Source organism: Trichocoleus sp. Lan (genome assembly GCF_039961855.1).
GTDB lineage: Bacteria > Cyanobacteriota > Cyanobacteriia > Cyanobacteriales > FACHB-T130 > FACHB-T130.
The window spans coordinates 25,107-42,257 of the sequence record NZ_JAMPKA010000028.1 but is presented as its reverse complement, the minus strand read 5'-3'; the positions used below and the strand labels follow the sequence as shown (position 1 = coordinate 42,257).

General features: G+C 49.6%; 9 protein-coding genes. 7 read left to right on the top strand and 2 right to left on the bottom strand.

Features of this window, described 5'->3' with window-relative positions:
- Window positions 1-72 precede the first annotated feature (72 nt).
- Window positions 73-375, top strand: coding sequence for a KGK domain-containing protein (locus NDA03_RS21860; protein ID WP_190414523.1), 303 nt, complete (start codon window positions 73-75; stop codon window positions 373-375).
- Window positions 375-1,445: a tRNA lysidine(34) synthetase TilS gene (gene tilS, locus NDA03_RS21855; protein WP_348239118.1), complete on the top strand. Its 1,071-nt coding sequence runs from the start codon at window positions 375-377 to the stop codon at window positions 1,443-1,445. The genes NDA03_RS21860 and tilS overlap by 1 nt, the downstream gene beginning before the upstream one ends.
- Before the next feature lie 77 nt (window positions 1,446-1,522).
- Here tilS and hmpF read toward each other — a convergent pair whose 3' ends face one another.
- Window positions 1,523-3,268, bottom strand: coding sequence for a pilus motility taxis protein HmpF (hmpF, locus tag NDA03_RS21850; protein ID WP_190438377.1), 1,746 nt, complete (start codon window positions 3,266-3,268; stop codon window positions 1,523-1,525).
- Window positions 3,269-3,558: 290 nt separating this feature from the next.
- Entirely contained in the window at window positions 3,559-3,741 is a 183-nt protein-coding gene (locus NDA03_RS21845) for a hypothetical protein (protein ID WP_348239117.1), read from the bottom strand.
- Between the two features lie 119 nt (window positions 3,742-3,860).
- On the opposite strand from NDA03_RS21845, the gene NDA03_RS21840 reads away from it, so the two are divergent.
- From NDA03_RS21840 to NDA03_RS21820, 5 genes are all read left to right on the top strand, one after another.
- Window positions 3,861-5,165: a response regulator gene (locus NDA03_RS21840; protein ID WP_190414519.1), complete on the top strand. Its 1,305-nt coding sequence runs from the start codon at window positions 3,861-3,863 to the stop codon at window positions 5,163-5,165.
- Between the two features lie 284 nt (window positions 5,166-5,449).
- Window positions 5,450-5,815, top strand: a complete 366-nt coding sequence (locus tag NDA03_RS21835; protein WP_190414517.1) for a response regulator — start codon at window positions 5,450-5,452, stop codon at window positions 5,813-5,815.
- A 111-nt stretch (window positions 5,816-5,926) separates the two neighbouring features.
- Window positions 5,927-6,457: a chemotaxis protein CheW gene (locus tag NDA03_RS21830; RefSeq protein ID WP_190414516.1), complete on the top strand. Its 531-nt coding sequence runs from the start codon at window positions 5,927-5,929 to the stop codon at window positions 6,455-6,457.
- A gap of 85 nt (window positions 6,458-6,542) precedes the next feature.
- Window positions 6,543-9,404, top strand: a complete 2,862-nt coding sequence (locus tag NDA03_RS21825; RefSeq protein ID WP_348239116.1) for a methyl-accepting chemotaxis protein — start codon at window positions 6,543-6,545, stop codon at window positions 9,402-9,404.
- A 229-nt stretch (window positions 9,405-9,633) separates the two neighbouring features.
- Window positions 9,634-17,064 carry a response regulator gene (locus NDA03_RS21820; protein ID WP_348239115.1) on the top strand — a complete coding sequence of 2,477 codons (7,431 nt, stop codon included), beginning with the start codon at window positions 9,634-9,636 and terminating at the stop codon, window positions 17,062-17,064.
- The last annotated feature ends 87 nt before the right edge of the window (window positions 17,065-17,151 follow it).

The following is a 17,151-nucleotide window of genomic DNA, read 5'->3' as shown; positions in this document are numbered from 1 at the left end:
TAGCAGCCTAACAAGTAAACTCGCGGCTACTTCTGAAAAAATCTAGAACAAGTGCTGGAACTGGAGATTCACATGAATAATGGATTCGAGCGGATAGAAGCGGACAATGTTTTGTGTGTTAATACAAATACTCAGAGACTTTTAATTAATCACTCCACTTTCCAAGTGGGTGAATTCATTAACCGGATGCAGGCTCAGGTAGGAGCAACTGGTGAGCAAATAAAGTGGTTTAGTGAGGGTATAGATTGCAAGGTTCTAAGACCCGGTGCTAACTGGAAACAAGGAAAGGTTAGAGTAACTCTAGAATTTTGCCCGGATGAGCCAGAATCACCACTAGAGGATATTCGTCAGCAACTCAAAGAAGATGATAGCTAATGCCTAATCTTCCCCCTTGGACGCCTCTCCATGCTCAATTGCATCGAATTTTACGCGATCGCCATCTCTTACCGCGAAACCAGCCCCTATTAGTTGCAGTCTCTGGGGGACAAGATTCTCTCTGCTTAATCAAATTACTGCTAGATTTGCAGCCAAAGTGGGGATGGCATCTAGGAATTGCTCACTGCGATCACCGCTGGCGTCCGGATTCCCAAGCAAATGCTAACCATGTGGAACAGTTGGCGAGAACCTGGCAAGTCTCCTATTACTTGGAAACCGCCCCAGAAACGCCATCTATCACCTCAGAGGCAGCGGCGCGGCAGTGGCGTTATCAAGCCTTGAGTGCGATCGCCCAAACCAACAATTTCCCATACATTGTCACAGGTCATACAGCGAGCGATCGCGCCGAAACCCTTCTCTATAACCTGATGCGCGGCAGTGGTGCCGATGGATTACAAGCCCTAACCTGGCAGCGTCCGCTGACTCCAACACTGCATCCAACACTGCAACTGGTGCGCCCTCTTCTAGAAGTCTCTAGGGCACAAACCGCTCAATTTTGCCAAGAATTTCAGATTCCCGTTTGGGAAGATTCCACCAATCAAGACTTTAAGTATGCTCGTAACCGTATCCGCCAAGAGTTATTGCCATACTTACAAACTCACTTCAACCCCCAAGTTGAGCAAACACTGGCGAAGACAGCGGAACTTTTACGGGCAGATGTGCAATATCTTGAAGAAGCCGCTCAGAAGCTGCTGCAACAAGCCCTAGAAAACGAAGACTCGCCACTCAGCCCTGAGCATAAGCAGGAAAACCCCGCCCCTACAGCACTCAGCACTGACTACAGACGTGACCCAAGACTCAATCGCCTCGTATTGCGTCAAGCCCCCCTAGCCCTGCAACGTCGCGTCATGCGACACTTTCTCGCCTCAGTTCTAACCATCACTCCCAGCTTCGAGCAAATCGAAAAACTGACTGCCTTAATTACAGCCCCCAACCGCTCTCAAACCGATCCCTTTCCTGGGGGCGCGATCGCACAAGTCGATGGAGCTTGGATTTCAATTAAAAATTAACAATCCAAAATTAAAAATTCAGAACGACTCATTTTTAATTTTGGATTTTTAATTTTTAATTCTCATGCCGCATTCAACTAACCACCGATCAAGGTGAGGAGAACTTGCCGCATCTCAGTAATTGATTGCAGCTGATAGTCACCCGTTTCCTGTACCTGAGCCAACGTCCCCACGATTGCCTCCAACTTCTGCCGCATCTCATTCAGGCGATCCTGCATTGGCTGTAGCGTTTCCTGATAGGTATTTACCTTGCCCACGAGTTCCGCCGCCGCCGCCCTCATTTCCTGCAATTTCTGCTCTAGCTGCTTAATCTGCTGGCGCTCTTGCTCCTGTTCGCCAGCTTGATGGTCAATCATGCCTTGAGCTTGCTGAATACTCATCCGCACCTGCTCAATCTGGCTTTCCAGCTTTTGTAGTTCCTCTGCCTGTTGTTGTCGTTGTCCCTCCAACTGACTCAGAACCGGACCCAAGTCAATCTTTTGATTGTCCTGCCCTTCATTGTCCACAATCCCTTGCCGTCGCCGCAGCACCCGCAAGTGTTGATTTAAAACTTCTTCTCGCTCCCGCAGGTAGATGCGTTGACCCACCAGCGTCTCATCCAGCATTTGGTAGCAATCCTGCTCCTCTGCTAGCTCATTTTCCAAACTGAGGCGGTCATACTCGCTGGCTTGCTCGATCTTCGTCTGCAATTCCTCAACCGTTTGACGCTGCAAGGTCAACTCTTCTTCTTGGTCATTGACAAAGCGCATCACTTTTTCCAAATCTTGCTGAAGATTTTGCACGGTTTCTTGCAGCTCGCCTAGGGGCATTTTCTCCAGCGCTTCCAGATCGACCTTTTGGCTAATCTTGACACCCGTTGAAGTTGTTGCCAGACGGTGAAGTTGCTCGTACAGCTCCTCCTGATTTCGCAACTGGAGACTCTGCATCTGAGCATACTCCTGCTTGATCTCCAGGGAATTTTGAAGCACCATCCGCTCTAAACGCACTTTTTCCAGAGCCTCTTGAGCCTGCTTTAACTCCTCCGTGCGCCTTTGCAGTTCCTGAGTTTGCTGGTCTACTTCCGCTTGCTTCTGTTGGGCATTGTTGCGTTGTTGCTCCAGATTTTGCCAGTGCTGGTCTAGGGTTCCCTGCTGCCCGTTGACAATTTCAAAAGCCAGATTCAGTTGTTCTCGCACTGCTTCCGTAGGAGCGATCGCCGAAGCTAAACGATCTAGTAATTCCCGAATCTTTTGACCTTGCTCCTCATCTAATACCGTTCCTTGTTGGAACTCCGCCTGTCGTTCCTCCAAGCGCCGCTGCTCGCCCCGCAAGTGTTCCCACGCTCCCTCCATCTCGATGCGGTTCCGATCGCACTCTTCCCGCAGTCGCTCAATTTCCTCCCGCGAACTGTCAATTTCTTGACGTTGCGCCTCCAACCGTTCAAAGTCTTCCTCCAACTGTTGCAGCTGTTCCACCCGCGCTTCCATTTCCATTTCGCGCCGGTTTAACTCCTGACTCTGATAAGTCAGCGACTGCTTCCACTGTTCAATTTCTTCTTCCTGAGTTTTCGACTTTTCCAGTTGGCGAGAGAAATTCTGCAAAATATTCACCAACTGACGCCCCGCCTCTGTCGGCGGACGCTGCACTTGCCGATTCCCGCTTAGCTCAACCAGCACCAAGACGCCACCATTAAAATTATTGGCTTCTTCAGGAGCGGGAATCACTTCATCAGACGCAGCACGCCAACTCTGGTCATTCTGCTGACAAGCCAGCAGTTTTAGTTCGGCCTTGCCACCACCAAAAACACCGCCACTCTTTTTTTGTACTTCTGCTAGATACAGCACGCTGATGGTCCTCTTGATGTATCTTGTGCCCGCTTGTTGACCGATCTCTGGTCCCACCAGAGCCATGCCGCCATAATTCTCGCCCAGGCTTCATAACCAGAACGATCCTAACCTTTTCAGACCTTGTTGTGGAAGTGCCGACCCACGAGGCGCTTCCACCTTTGAATTCACACCCCGATCTAAAACGCGATCGCCTTTTGGTCAGTTTCTCCCTGAAGACTCCGTAATTTAGCCCCTGTTGGCAGCCACGTCAAGTCTTAAATTAAACTAAATATGTTTCGATTTCTTTCTTATTTAATATTTAACTTGAATCCTAGGCAATCCTGCCACAGACAATTCTCGGCTAGTTCCATTTCTAATTGAACCCAGGCAAAAGCAACCAGACAAATCACTTGCATGGGTTTGACTTCTGCCAGTAAAGATTGCGCCTTCGCCAGAATCTCTTTCCCTGGTACTGTATTATCTGGCTCCATCCTTTACTCAAAGAAAAACTACCTAATTGTAAAGATTTTTATAGCAGGCACCGCGTAAAACTTGACAAATGCAACATTAACTCAGATTCAAACGGTTATTAGGAGCGCATTTTCATTACATGCAGGGAACGTTAAATGAAATTGATATACGCAGCATCCTGCAACTGATCGAATTAGGTCAGCGAACAGGCGAATTATTCGTGGAGGCATACAGCTCACCCGTTCAAGGAACGGGTGAGCATGTAGGGGCGCGACGTACCAGCATCCCCTACCGAGACGCAAAACTCAAAGAACCAGGGCCGTTCTGGTTTGTCTTCTTCCTCAACGGACAAATCGCCTATGCTAGCGATGGAACCGGCAGTTTGTTGCGTTTGCGCGACTACCTACGCCGTTATCGAGCCGAAACCTCCCTCAAAACTCTGGAAGTCCCCTTAATTGATGCGATTAATGCGCCCGAATACGGCTACTTGTGGGCACTGTTGGAAAATCATATTTTGACCCCCGCTCAAGGGCGCAGCATCATCCGCAGTATGGTGCATGAAACCTTATTCGACCTCCTCAGCCTTCATCAAGGCTCCTTCATCTTCGACATTGGCCCAGCGCTAGCACCACAACTTACCACCCTAGAAATTGCCCCCCTCGTCGCCAAGATCATGAAGCAGGTGCAGGAGTGGAAACAATTTCATCCCCACATTCAATCTCCCAATCACTGCCCAGTCATTGCCGACGCAGTTTCTTTACGCGCTGCCCTGCCAGAAAATGCTTTTAAAACTCTAGATCGCCAGCTTGATGGAAAAACCTCCCTACGGCAGCTAGCCCGATATCTAAATCGTGAAATTTTAACTGTGGCAAGAGCCATTTATCCCTATGTACAACAAGGTTGGGTACAACTGCAAAGTTGTACCAGCGACGAAACAGCAGCCAGTCGCCGAGTCGGAATTAGCATAGAATCCGATTCGACCCCAGCCAACAAAATTCCTCGCGTTGTCTGTATCGATGATGACGTTGCCATCGGTAAAACCGTCGAATATATCCTAAAACCACAAGGTTATGAGGCAACCGCGATTAGCAATCCTCTTAAAGCACTCAGTCTCGTCTTCCAACTCAAACCCGACTTGATTCTTTGTGATATTGCAATGCCCGACCTCGAAGGCTATGAGATTTGTGCCATGCTCCGGAAATCAACCGCTTTTCGACAGACCCCCATCATCATGCTGACTGGCAAAGATGGATTTATCGATCGGGTCAGAGCCAGGATGGTAGGCGCAACCGACTACCTAACCAAGCCTTTTGGAGAAAGTGAGCTATTAATGCTACTAGAGAGATATATTGGCCCTGGTGAAAAGGAATCAACGATATCAGAACCTTTAGACCCTACAGAGTTAAATCGAGAGATAGAAGAAACAGATGTACGAGTCGGGTAAAATTGCCCCACCGATGAGGCGGGGCTTCATTCAATGATGAAATTAGGAATAGACTATGGACTAGGGACTATCAACGACGGGCTACCGACTACAGATACTAAGCAAGTCGTGGGGGCAATCGTTTACCAGCGACTCTCCAAAGCAGGGGAGATATTTCGTAAACAGCGCCCGTACAGGAGTCTAAAGTTAGATGGGATACTTAAGTCATGACATGGTTGAGGGGTGAACCAATCGTGGCTTACGAGCGTTCATGTTTGAACCGGCAGACAGGTAGGTAGGGAGTTATGAGTGTAGTTCTGGTTGTAGAAGACAGTCCCGCACAACGGGCAATGATCTCAGACCTCCTCAAGGGAAGTGGGTTAACCGTAACGATTGCCACTGATGGTGTCGAAGCCTTGGAACAAATTCTCAAGTCTTGTCCCGACTTAGTGGTATTGGATATTGTCATGCCCCGAATGAACGGTTATGAGGTATGTCGTCGGCTCAAAGCCGACCCAAAAACCCAGAATGTTCCTGTGGTAATGTGTTCGTCGAAAGGAGAAGAATTTGACCGCTACTGGGGGATGAAACAAGGTGCAGACGCTTATATAGCCAAACCCTTTCAGCCAACCGAGCTAATAGGGACGGTCAAACAGCTGCTACGAGGCTAACAAGCCATTAGCCATTAGCCCAAAACTACTAACCTCCAAAGTTCTAGTAGCTTTTAGGTTTCGAGAAGTAACAAAAGCTAACAGCTAACAGTTAACAGCTAAGGAGATAGAATGGTCGGCAATCCGGACTTTTTAACAGGCAGCGGTCAAGATCACTCACCCGGATTTCAGGAACTGGAGAGTCCTGAAGGTGAATTACACCTGCGGTTTTACGTTCCATCCGGTAACGAATTTGCCCTAGGAGCCAGTGGAATCCGTGAAGTGGTTTCTCCATCACCAGACAGGATTACTCCAATTCCCAACGCTTCTCCCCTCCTGTTAGGAACGCTGAACTGGCGCGGGCAAGTGATTTGGGTCGCAGACCTCGGGCAGTTTTTAGGGGATTCATCTGCCCTGAACACAGACAAACCTGAGATTCCAGTGATTGCCGTTGAAGACCAGGACACCATGTTAGGCTTAGCCGTTGAGCGTATTGTCGGCATGGACTGGCTCGATATCGATCAGGTACAGATGCTTACTAACGTTCCAGACAGTATGGCACCTTTTCTTAAGGGTGAGTGGTTATTAGACAAAGAGAAAAATCAGTTTCTCCGACTATTAGACCAAGTCGCAATTGTTCGCTCAGCGCGATGGGCAGCATGAAATCAATTAAAAATTAAAAAGTAAAAAGGCAAAATGAATTTTTTAATTTTTAATTTTTAATTTTTACTTGTTTTGGGGGAAGCAAATGAAATCAAGTACAGATTACACACAAGAATATCAACACGCATTTTCGGCCTACACGCTGGGCAACTACGAAGAGGCAGCTGCCATCATCGATCGGTTAGTCGAAAATTTTCCCAATGACCCAAATGCTCGGATTCTACGGGGTCATATTTACTGTTATGGATTACAGCAGTACGCGATCGCGCAAGAACAATACGAGTTGGTGCCTCAGCTCACCGACGACCAAGAGTTTATCGATTGTGCCAACAACGGAATAGAATACGCCCTCTCTTGCCAAAACTACTCCGAATCGGTTGGTGCAACTTCCGATCCCGTTGGTGGCGAGTTGGAACCAGACGAATTTGCACTCAACCATGATGATTATGCGATTCCAAAAGCCAACGCAGCATGGCCATCCCTAGAAGAACCAGAGATGGCAACTCAGGACATCTCTTCTCTAGATGATTTCGACTCTGGAGATTTTCAGGATATAGAGTCTTACTCAGCGGCGAATCCGTTTGTCAGCTCGGACTATACAGATAGTGCAACAGCACAAACACCAGAAGCCTATCACGACCCCTTTGCACAATCATGGTCGCCCAGTTCTCTGGATGACGAGACTGGATCGCCCGCAACCAATACAGATTTTGATGCAGAGGCATTTCCGCTCGACGCCTTTACTGACTTCGATCAAACGGCGGATCGTGAATTTCAAATGCCATCGGGCAACTTCGAGAATGACAATTCGACATTTGAAATTCCCAATTCTTCCGACACTTTAGAAGAACCCAATTTCAATTACTTTCCTCTGGAAGACGAAACACTGTTAATGAGATCCGGAGAGCTGGAATCCAGAAGAACAGAGGAGGAAAGTTTCGGATATGACAGTCAGGATGCCTTAGGCGATACCGAACCTTATACCAGTAGCAACGATCCCACTAGATCCCGTCACCGCCCGTTTGAGACTCATCCCTACGAAGACGATGCTACTTATGTCGCCCATTCCGATCAAAACGGGAATACCCGAAATGACCAATTTGACTTTGAAGCCTTTGACGATGCCATTGGCTATGACTCGTTTTCCTCAGAAAATCAACAGCGCAACCGGCTCAATGAAAGTAGCAGCGACTTCTTAGACGAATTTGGTGATTTTGGAGACGATTTAGGGAGCATTCCGGATTTCGATCTGTCCCATTCAGAAGGCAATAGCCAAGGATTCTCCGCCGGAATTTCTGACTTGGGAACCTCTTCAAGACGGGCATCTGGAGATTCCAAGCGGAAGGTAGAGACGCGAACTTTTACCGAATCCTCCGGAAGTTCAAGCTTGGGCGTTCACGATGATGAATTCAGCATCACCGGAACCTCCGAACAAAGCCCCGGAACGATTTCCTTTACTCCAGAAGGCTCCAAAGCAGAGCCAAACGTCACTATCGAACAAGGCCCTTTGGCTGCCTTTGAAAACGCCCCTCTGAGTAAAAAGCCGCTGATCTCTGCCGCCGCTGCCGGAATTGTCTCCGCCGTTGTCGTTGCACTTGTCAGCTTCATCTCCGCGAGTGCTGCTCCCCAAGACAGCAAAAACACTACAATCTCCCATCTCCGTAACACCAGCTGGGTGATGAGTCTGGCAGCGGGTGCCGCCACCTTTGGGACTACCCTGGCTTTAGGACGAATCACGACTCGGCAAATCAAAAAAACCACCGAAGACCTCCAAGCCCAGTTTGAGTCTGTCTCTGGTGGCAACTTTAATGCCCAGGCAACCGTTTACTCAGAAGACGAATTCGGTTCCCTGGCCGCTGGGTTCAACCAAATGGCTCGCGTCATCCTGACCACTACATCCGAAGCTCAACGCAAAGCTGAAGAGCAAGAACAAGCAAAAGAAGACTTGCAACGTCAAGTGATTCGGCTGCTGGATGATGTAGAAGGTGCTGCCCGTGGGGATCTGACCGTGCAGGCAGAAGTCACCGCAGACGTTTTGGGAGCTGTTGCCGACTCCTTTAACCTGACCATTCAAAACCTGCGGGAAATCGTTCAACAGGTGAAGATGGCGGCTCGACAAGTCAGTAGAGGAGCGACTGACAGTGAAGTATTTGCTCGCGGTTTGTCTTCCGATGCGCTGCGACAGGCAGAAGAGCTGGCGGTAACTCTCAACTCGGTTCAGGTAATGACTGGCTCGATTCAGCGGGTTGCCGAAAATGCGAGAGAAGCAGAAGAAGTCGCCCGCGCCGCCTCTGCCACAGCCTTGAAGGGTGGCGAATCTGTAGAACGAACGGTGGCAGGGATTCTGCAAATTCGGGAAACCGTTGCAGAAACGACTCGAAAAGTTAAACGCCTTGCTGAATCTTCCCAGGAAATTTCTAAGATTGTCGCGTTAATTTCAGGGATCGCTTCCCGAACCAACCTCCTAGCACTCAATGCCAGTATTGAAGCAGCACGCGCCGGTGAGGCGGGTCGGGGCTTTGCTGTGGTGGCAGATGAAGTGCGACAACTTGCAGACCGAGCTGCGAAAGCTTTGAAGGAAATTGAACAGATTGTGCTGCAAATCCAGAGCGAAACGGGTTCGGTGATGATGGCAATGGAGGAAGGCACTCAACAGGTAATTGATGGAACGAAGCGAGCAGAACAGGCAAAGCGGAGTTTGGAAGACATCATTCAGGTGTCAAATCGGATCGACGCCCTGGTTCGCTCGATTACTGCTGACACAGTGGAACAGACAGAAACTTCTTCTGCTGTTGCCCAGGTGATGCAATCGGTGGAACTGACCGCACAAGAAACTTCCCAGGAAGCGCAACGGGTATCCACTGCGCTGCAAAACTTGGTCGGAGTGGCACGAGACCTGCTAACTTCCGTCGAACGCTTCCGCATCGAAGCTACGGAGGGGAAATAAATTGAGAAATCAGAAATTGTGGGGCAAAAACGACTGAAAATCACCCTGGAAACGCGATTAATCGGGTTTCTACAAATCGGGCAAAAATCAATGATGTCGATTCTGTATAGATTGGGTACATTAAAAGCAATCTAGTGGAGAAAAAATCTTCTTTCTCCTACTCAGCACTCCCTACGGGAAGCCGCCGTATGGGCGTCAATAGCACTCAGCACTCTCGAAGGATACTGCTATGCAGCCGGAGCAACAACAGCGAATCATGGGCTACTTCATTGAGGAGGCGAAAGACCACCTCAATACCATTGAACAGGGATTGGTGAATCTGCAAAGCACCATTGAAGATTCTGAAATGGTGAATGAAGTTTTCCGCGCCGCCCATTCGGTCAAAGGCGGGGCGGCAATGCTGGGAATCAACAGTATTCAGAGAACCTCCCACCGCTTAGAAGACTGCTTCAAAGTCCTCAAAGAGTGTCCGGTGAAGATTGACCAAAAACTAGAGTCCCTCTTTTTGAAGGTTTCCGATACCCTCAAGGAACTGATAGAACAACTCAGTGGCCCATTTGGTCTGACTGAGGAAATTGCTAACGGTATCATGTCAGGCGTCGAGCCAGTGTTTGAGGAACTGAACCAGCATATGGCATTCCTAGTGAATGGGGCTGGCGGGAATGTCTCCTTAGAGGCGGCTAGCGGCGCTCAAGAGACAGGGGCGGCAACGGCGGCAGGCGGCTACCTTCGAGATGGGCAAGCCCAAAAACGCTTTCAAAGCGACGTACTCAACCAGCTGCGCGAAATGTTGCAGCTATTTAAACAAACCGACCAACCCAGATGCAGACAACAGCTTCAGGAAATCTGCGGCTCTTTGGAACGGATGGGCGAACAATATGAATGCCCGAAGTGGTCAGAACTGATTCAGGCTTCGGCAAGCGCGATCGCAAATCCAGAAAATTCCTATCGCACTCTGGCTACTGTCGTTATTAAAGAAATTAAACAAGCCCAAGAGCTGGTGCTAGCAGGTCGCGCTAGCTCAATTGAGCCGAGTTCCCAGCTCAATGCACTCCTACCATCCTCCGCCACTCCATCGCTTTTGGAGCAACTGGATGCCGAACCCGCGCTCATCTATTCAGCCCAAGAACTAGCTGGAGCAACGACTGCCGATTTACAGACCCGAATTGCGTCTGTACAATCGCAGCATTCTATGACCCCAGCAGATGCCGGAACCCGTCAAAGCCGACCAAAAGCAACCGACCGTTTCAACTACTCAGAGACGTTTGTCCAAAAAGAACGGTTTGCGGTTGGTGAATCGGGGGCTGGGTTGAAGGAACCCTCCCTCACCTCCGCGAATTCAGATACGACGTTCTCTCAACCGAGTATCAAATCAGGTCGGGGTAAGGAATCTGCCAATCATCCAGCCGATCCCAACGGGCCGGAAGTCGGCATGGCAGAACTCAATAGCCTTGCTGATTTGTTTGAAGGGGAAGCCCCGGATCTGGATGAAACCTGGCAAGAAGAACAAGTCATTGGCGATGGGGCAGAGAATATGGGCACAGAGCGTCAGGAATGGTTGAATCTTGAACAAGAAAACGACTTTTCTGACTTACTGGGTGGTGATACAGATGGGTTAGGAAAATCTGCCACTCCAGCAACCGAAGAAGATGATTTAACTTTGTTTGGATTTGGAGAAGACTTAGTAGAGGAAGGCGAAACGCCTTCAGCGGAAAGCGAACGGGAAGATGCCGCACAATTGTTCGCAGGTAACGTGTCAGATGGAAATGGAGATGAAGATGATTTTTCTGACCTGCTGTTTGCGGCAGATGCCCCAAGCGCAGCTTCAGAAGCAACCCCATCAGAGAATTTAGCCAATCTCTGGAGTGACAGTTTCTTAGAAGATGAAGGCTTTGAGCAACAAGAGAATGCCAACCCTTTAAGCGAGTCGCTTGCGGCTGCTACAGATGAAGATTTATTAGGCATTCTTACCTCTGAGAATTTGGACTTGGCACTCTTGGCGACAGAATCTGAAGCGTTAAAGTCGGATTCGGATGAAGATATGTTCGGTGCTGCGGGTATAAATACTAACGAAAATGACTCGATCGAGACAGCAGCGAATCAGGAGTCGTCAGACTGGGAATTGATGACAACAGGAACGCTGTTTGGCGAAGCAGCCGAGAACAGCAACCAGGAAGTTTCAGAAGAGTTAGAAACTCCATCGATCATGTCTACAGAAGGGTCGGACTGGGCTACAGATTGGTCGAGCGAGGATTTGCAGGTACTCGATAGTGTTGCTGCCGCCGAGCCAATCGCCGCGACTGATAACGATTTGCCAGATTTTGTGTTTGAGGATGAGCAGAGTACGAGTACAGCTTTGACAGGCGATTTGGAGATGGGTAGCCTGTTGGAAGATGAAGTTGATTTAACGGCAGCAGGTTGGGAAGAAGAACCCGACTTTAGCAACTTGGATCTGTTTGAAACCCCACACGCCAGAGCAGACAATGGCGATGTTCTCGATGAACTGATGTTGGAAGACAACACAGATCTGTGGCTTGAAGAAACGATGCCAAGAAACGAGACAAACGACCTGCTGGACTTGAGTGCAGCAATAGGAACTCCTTTCGAGTCAGAGGCGATCGCACCCGAAATCGAAGCGGATGCGGTAGGAGATGTTAACCTCGACTTTAATTGGCCTGCCATACCAGGTGTGGAAGATATCGATGCCAGTACAAGCAGCGTTGACAGAGCTTTCCTAGAGGATTGGTCAGCAACAGACTTGGCGTGGGACGAGACAATCCAACCCGCGGGCTTCTCAGAAGTAACAGCAGCTCAAATGCCAGGAACGGCACGAGAAGACCTAGAAGATTGGGAAAACCAACTGGAGTTCAATGAAACTTTGGTTGAAGAGCCATTCTCAGCTTTAGACGATTTAGATATTCCCAGCAATTGGGCGTCTCCAGATGCATTTGCACTGGATACAAGCGCCTCAGACGCAAGGAACGAAGAAGCACTGGACTTGTTGGAGTTGGACAATCCACAAACCAGTCCCTTTAGCCTGGATTGGGAAAGTGAAGCGGAAAGCACTGGTAGCGAGATCGAGAACCTAGCGCTACAAGAAGATGCAGATGCGAATGGGGCGCTAAACTCTGTTCCTAATCTTACCGAAACTGTCTCGGTAGATGAGTTAGGTGATTTCTTTGGGTCGCAAGCAGCAGAGCTAGAAACAACAGAATTCGCATCTTTAGATGAATCTCTTGACATGAATGGGGAAAGCCATGAAGTGCCCCAACTTGACGCATTAGATAACTTCTTTGAGGCAGAGCCAGAAGCAACTGCAACAACTGAGTGGGATAGTTCTCTGGACTTTGCCAGCATGAGCCTATCCGATGGAAATACAGATGCTTTTGATGCTAGCCTAGGCGAGCCGTTATCCAGTTTGTTCGATCCTAGTCAGGAAGAGTCCCTTGTTTCGGCAGACGCCTCCGATGATTTCTTCGCTACAACCGATGCGTTTTTAGAGCTGCCGTCAGAGGAAACATCTCAAGAATCTCTGGATGCCGCAGAAAATCTAGAAACAATGTTGGGCGATGAGCCATCTTCCAGTACCGATGCGCTGGATGCGCTGGATTTGAATGAAGAAAATCTGTTAGCTACTGAATTCGACGCTGAGTGGGGAATCGACTCAGCAGTAGTACCTGTCGACGCAGCTTTCGAGCTTGATGAGGATCTCTTAGATTCCTCGTTGCCTGCGGAAGCCCCAGAGAATCTGGAAGCAATGTTTGGAGAAGCACCTGCACCAACTCCAGAAGCGCTGGAATTAGCAGATTCAGCCCTATTTGGCAGCGACATGGACGATGCTGAGTGGGGAATCGACTTGGCGGCGGTGCCGGTGGAGTCAGACAATTTGGAAGCAATGTTTGGAGAAGAAGCATCATCTGCACCGACTCCAGAAGCGCTGGAATTAGCAGATTCAGACCTATTTAGCAGCGAAACGGAAGCTGAGTGGGGAATCGATTTAGCCGCGATGCCGGTGGAGTCAGAGAATCTGGAAGCAATGTTTGGAGAAGAAGCATCACCTGCATTGACTCCAGAAGCGCTGGAATTATCAGATTCAGACTTATTTGGCAGCGAAACGGAAGCTGAGTGGGGAATCGACTTAGCAGCAGTGCCTACGGAAGCCCCAGAGAATTTGGAAGCAATGTTTGGAGAAGAAGCATCATCTGCATCGACTCCAGAAGCGCTGGAATTATCAGATTCAGACTTATTTGGCAGCGAAACGGAAGCTGAGTGGGGAATCGACTTAGCCGCGATGCCGGTGGAGTCAGACAATTTGGAAGCAATGTTTGGAGAAGAAGCATCATCTGCACCGACTCCAGAAGCGCTGGAATTAGCAGATTCAGACTTATTTGGCAGCGAAACGAGCGAAACGGAAGCCGAGTGGGGAATCGACTTAGCCGCGGTGCCGGTAGAGTCAGAGAATCTGGAAGCAATGTTTGGAGAAGCACCTGCACCAACTCCAGAAGCGCTGGAATTAGCAGATTCAGACCTATTTAGCAGCGACATGGACGATGCCGAGTGGGGAATCGACTTAGCAGCAGTGCCTGCGGAAGCCCCAGAGAATTTGGAAGCATTGTTTGGAGAAGAAGCATCATCTGCACCGACTCCAGACGCGCTGGAATTAGCAGATTCAGACCTATTTAGCAGCGAAACGGAAGCTGAGTGGGGAATCGACTTAGCCGCGGTGCCGGTGGAGTCAGAGAATCTGGAAGCGATGTTTGGGGAACAAGAAGCACCAACTCCAGAAGCGCTGGAATTAGCAGATTCAGACCTAGACCTATTTGGCAGTAACGATACGGAAGCTGAGTGGGGAATCGACTTAGCTGCGGTGCCAGTGGAGTCAGAGAATCTGGAAGCGATGTTTGGAGAAGAAGCATCATCTGCATCGACTCCAGAAGCGCTGGAATTAGCAGATTTAGACCTATTTAGCAGCGACATGGACGATGCCGAGTGGGGAATCGACTCAGCAGCGGTGTCTCAAGAGGCAGCTTCCGAGTTAGAGGATCTCTTAGGTAGCGAACCAGTAGAGTTTGGGGATGGATTGGATTTTGAAGAGAATCTGTTAATTGGAGAAATTCCTTCAGAAAACCAAGCGTCTGACGCAGATGAGTTGAAGGAAGTTGACGATCTCTGGGACTTAGTGACAGAACAACAAGAGATTGCAAATCCTTCAGAGGCTGCTGTTTTAGATGAGTTGTCTTTGCTAGAGACAGTTGGAGAACAAGACCAAGACTTAGCCATCTCATTAGTGGAAAACGATGAGTTTGACGAATTAGAGGCAATGTTGGGTGAGGAAGTGTTCGCAGAACCAGCATCTAACTTGGCAAGTAACGATGAGTTTGACGAGTTGGAAGCACTGCTAGGCGAAGAGGAATCCGTGCCAGCGGCTTTTGATGCAGAAGACATGAATGAGTTTGCTGACTTGGAAGCTCTCTTGGGGGATGATGAACCTCAGCTTGTTCCTCAATTTGCTCAATCGCAGCGTTCTCCTACGAAGCCGATAGCTGAAACAGCTACATCCGCAGACGCCCTTGACGATGGATTTGGGGATTTGGAGGAACTGTTGGGACAGGCTGAGGAGACGATGGGTGGGCCACGTAGTGTGAAAACAAGCCCAGGCCAAGTTCGCCCGGTTAATCGTCCCCGTCCGGTTAAAGTGTTTGAACAGACCATGCGGGTGCCGGTTAAGCACCTAGACAACCTCAGCAACCTGGTGGGGGAATTAGTGGTGAACCGGAACACTTTGGAACAGGATCAAGAACGCCTGCGACAATTTCTGGATAACTTGCTGCACCAGGTACAGCAACTCAGTGACGTGGGAGCGAGGATGCAGGATCGGTATGAGCGATCGCTCCTAGAAAGCTCTCTACTCGCCAGTCGTCAAAGCAATCGGTTCAACGCCCGACCTGACCATACGTCGGCAGCGCAGGAGGCTCCCGCCAACAGCCGTTTTGGTTTGGGTGAATTGGAACTCGATCTGTTTACGCCTTTCCACAGCCTTTCCCAAGAAATCATTGAGCTAATTGTCCGTGTCCGAGAGTCGGCGGCTGACATTGAATTCCTCGTTGATGAAACTGACCAGGTCGCCCGGATGCTGCGGCAGGTGACGACTCAGTTGCAAGAAGGATTGACGCGATCGCGCATGGTGCCTTTTGCCCAAACTGCCGACCGCTTGCCCCGTGCCGTCCGCGAGATTTCTCTCAAGTGCGGCAAACAAGCCGAGCTACAGATTGAGGGTCGGGAAACCTTGATCGATAAAGTGATCCTGGAACACCTCTACGATCCGATGACGCACCTGGTGAACAATGCCATCACTCACGGCATTGAACCGCCAGAAGTGCGTATAGCCGCCGGAAAGCCTCCCGTAGGTCGGATTACCATCCGAGCCTTCCATCAAGGCAACCAAACCGTTATCTCCGTCTCGGATGATGGCGCAGGCATTGATTCAGAACGGGTAAAGGCAAAGGCAGTCGAAAAAGGGCTGATTACCGCATCTGAAGCCAAGTCCATGACCCGTCTGGAAGTCTACGATCTGCTCTTCCATCCTGGTTTTAGTACCAAAGACAAAGCCGATGACTTCTCAGGTCGCGGCGTCGGGATGGATGTGGTTTGCACCAGTTTGAACGAAATTCGCGGTGTAATCACAACAGACTCCACCCTAGGCAAGGGCACTACCTTTACCGTTCGTCTGCCCCTTACCTTAAGTATTTGCAAAGCACTTTGTTGCCTGAGTGACAAAGCTCGCATTGCCTTCCCGATGGATGGGGTGGAAGATATGTTGGATGTGCCCCAAGACCGCATTCAAACGAACTCAGAAGGTGAGACCTGTATCTCTTGGCGCGACTCTCTCATGCCCTTCCAACCTCTAGAGGAACTACTGACCTACCAGCGTCACCTCAGTCGAGGCACCGTTTATGGTGGAAACAGGGAAGATGACATGATTTCGATTGTCGTGCTACGCAGTGCTGGCAATTTTATCGCCGTCCAAGTAGATCAGGTGCTGGGAGAACAAGAAATTGTGATTAAGCAACTGGAAGGCCCTGTGCCCAAGCCCCTAGGCGTCGCAGGTGCTACTGTCTTAGGGGATGGTCGGATCATGCCCATTGCTGACGTTCTAGAGCTGATTGACTTAGCGACGGGTAGGATTGGCAAAGACCGTAACGTTTCTCTGTGGGATAAGGCGGGTGTTTCCCTTCCTGTAGAGGCTCCAGCAGTGAAGACCGATCCGATGGTCTTGATTGTAGATGACTCAATTACGGTGCGCGAACTTCTCTCCATGACCTTTAACAAGGCAGGATACCGAGTGGAACAAGCCCGTGACGGTCAGGAAGCTTGGGATAAACTTCGGTCGGGTCTGCCTTGCGAGATTGTCTTCTGCGACATTGAAATGCCTCGCATGGACGGACTGGAGTTGCTCTCACGGATTCAGAAAGACCCCAGCCTCAACCATCTGCCGGTAGCAATGCTAACTTCTCGTGGCGCTAGCAAGCACCAGCAAATGGCAGCTCAGTTGGGAGCCAAGGGCTACTTTACCAAGCCTTATCTGGAAGAAGCGCTCCTCGATGCCGCCCAACGGATGATCAAAGGTGAGGTGCTGCTGAGTATTAACACGAACGCCTAATAGTAGGGGCGGGGTTTCCCCGCCCTTTCTAGATAAAACGGAAGATGAGAGTAGGTAAGGTGGGCAAGTGTCCACCTTTTTTGATAT

Excerpts from the sequence above, each read along its gene's own strand:
- NDA03_RS21860 (WP_190414523.1), top strand. The coding sequence starts at position 73 with ATGAATAATGGATTCGAGCGGATAGAAGCGGACAATGTTTTGTGTGTT.
- tilS (WP_348239118.1), top strand. The coding sequence starts at position 375 with ATGCCTAATCTTCCCCCTTGGACGCCTCTCCATGCTCAATTGCATCGA.
- NDA03_RS21845 (WP_348239117.1), bottom strand. The coding sequence starts at position 3,741 with ATGGAGCCAGATAATACAGTACCAGGGAAAGAGATTCTGGCGAAGGCG.
- NDA03_RS21840 (WP_190414519.1), top strand. The coding sequence starts at position 3,861 with ATGCAGGGAACGTTAAATGAAATTGATATACGCAGCATCCTGCAACTG.
- NDA03_RS21835 (WP_190414517.1), top strand. The coding sequence starts at position 5,450 with ATGAGTGTAGTTCTGGTTGTAGAAGACAGTCCCGCACAACGGGCAATG.
- NDA03_RS21830 (WP_190414516.1), top strand. The coding sequence starts at position 5,927 with ATGGTCGGCAATCCGGACTTTTTAACAGGCAGCGGTCAAGATCACTCA.
- NDA03_RS21825 (WP_348239116.1), top strand. The coding sequence starts at position 6,543 with ATGAAATCAAGTACAGATTACACACAAGAATATCAACACGCATTTTCG.
- NDA03_RS21820 (WP_348239115.1), top strand. The coding sequence starts at position 9,634 with ATGCAGCCGGAGCAACAACAGCGAATCATGGGCTACTTCATTGAGGAG.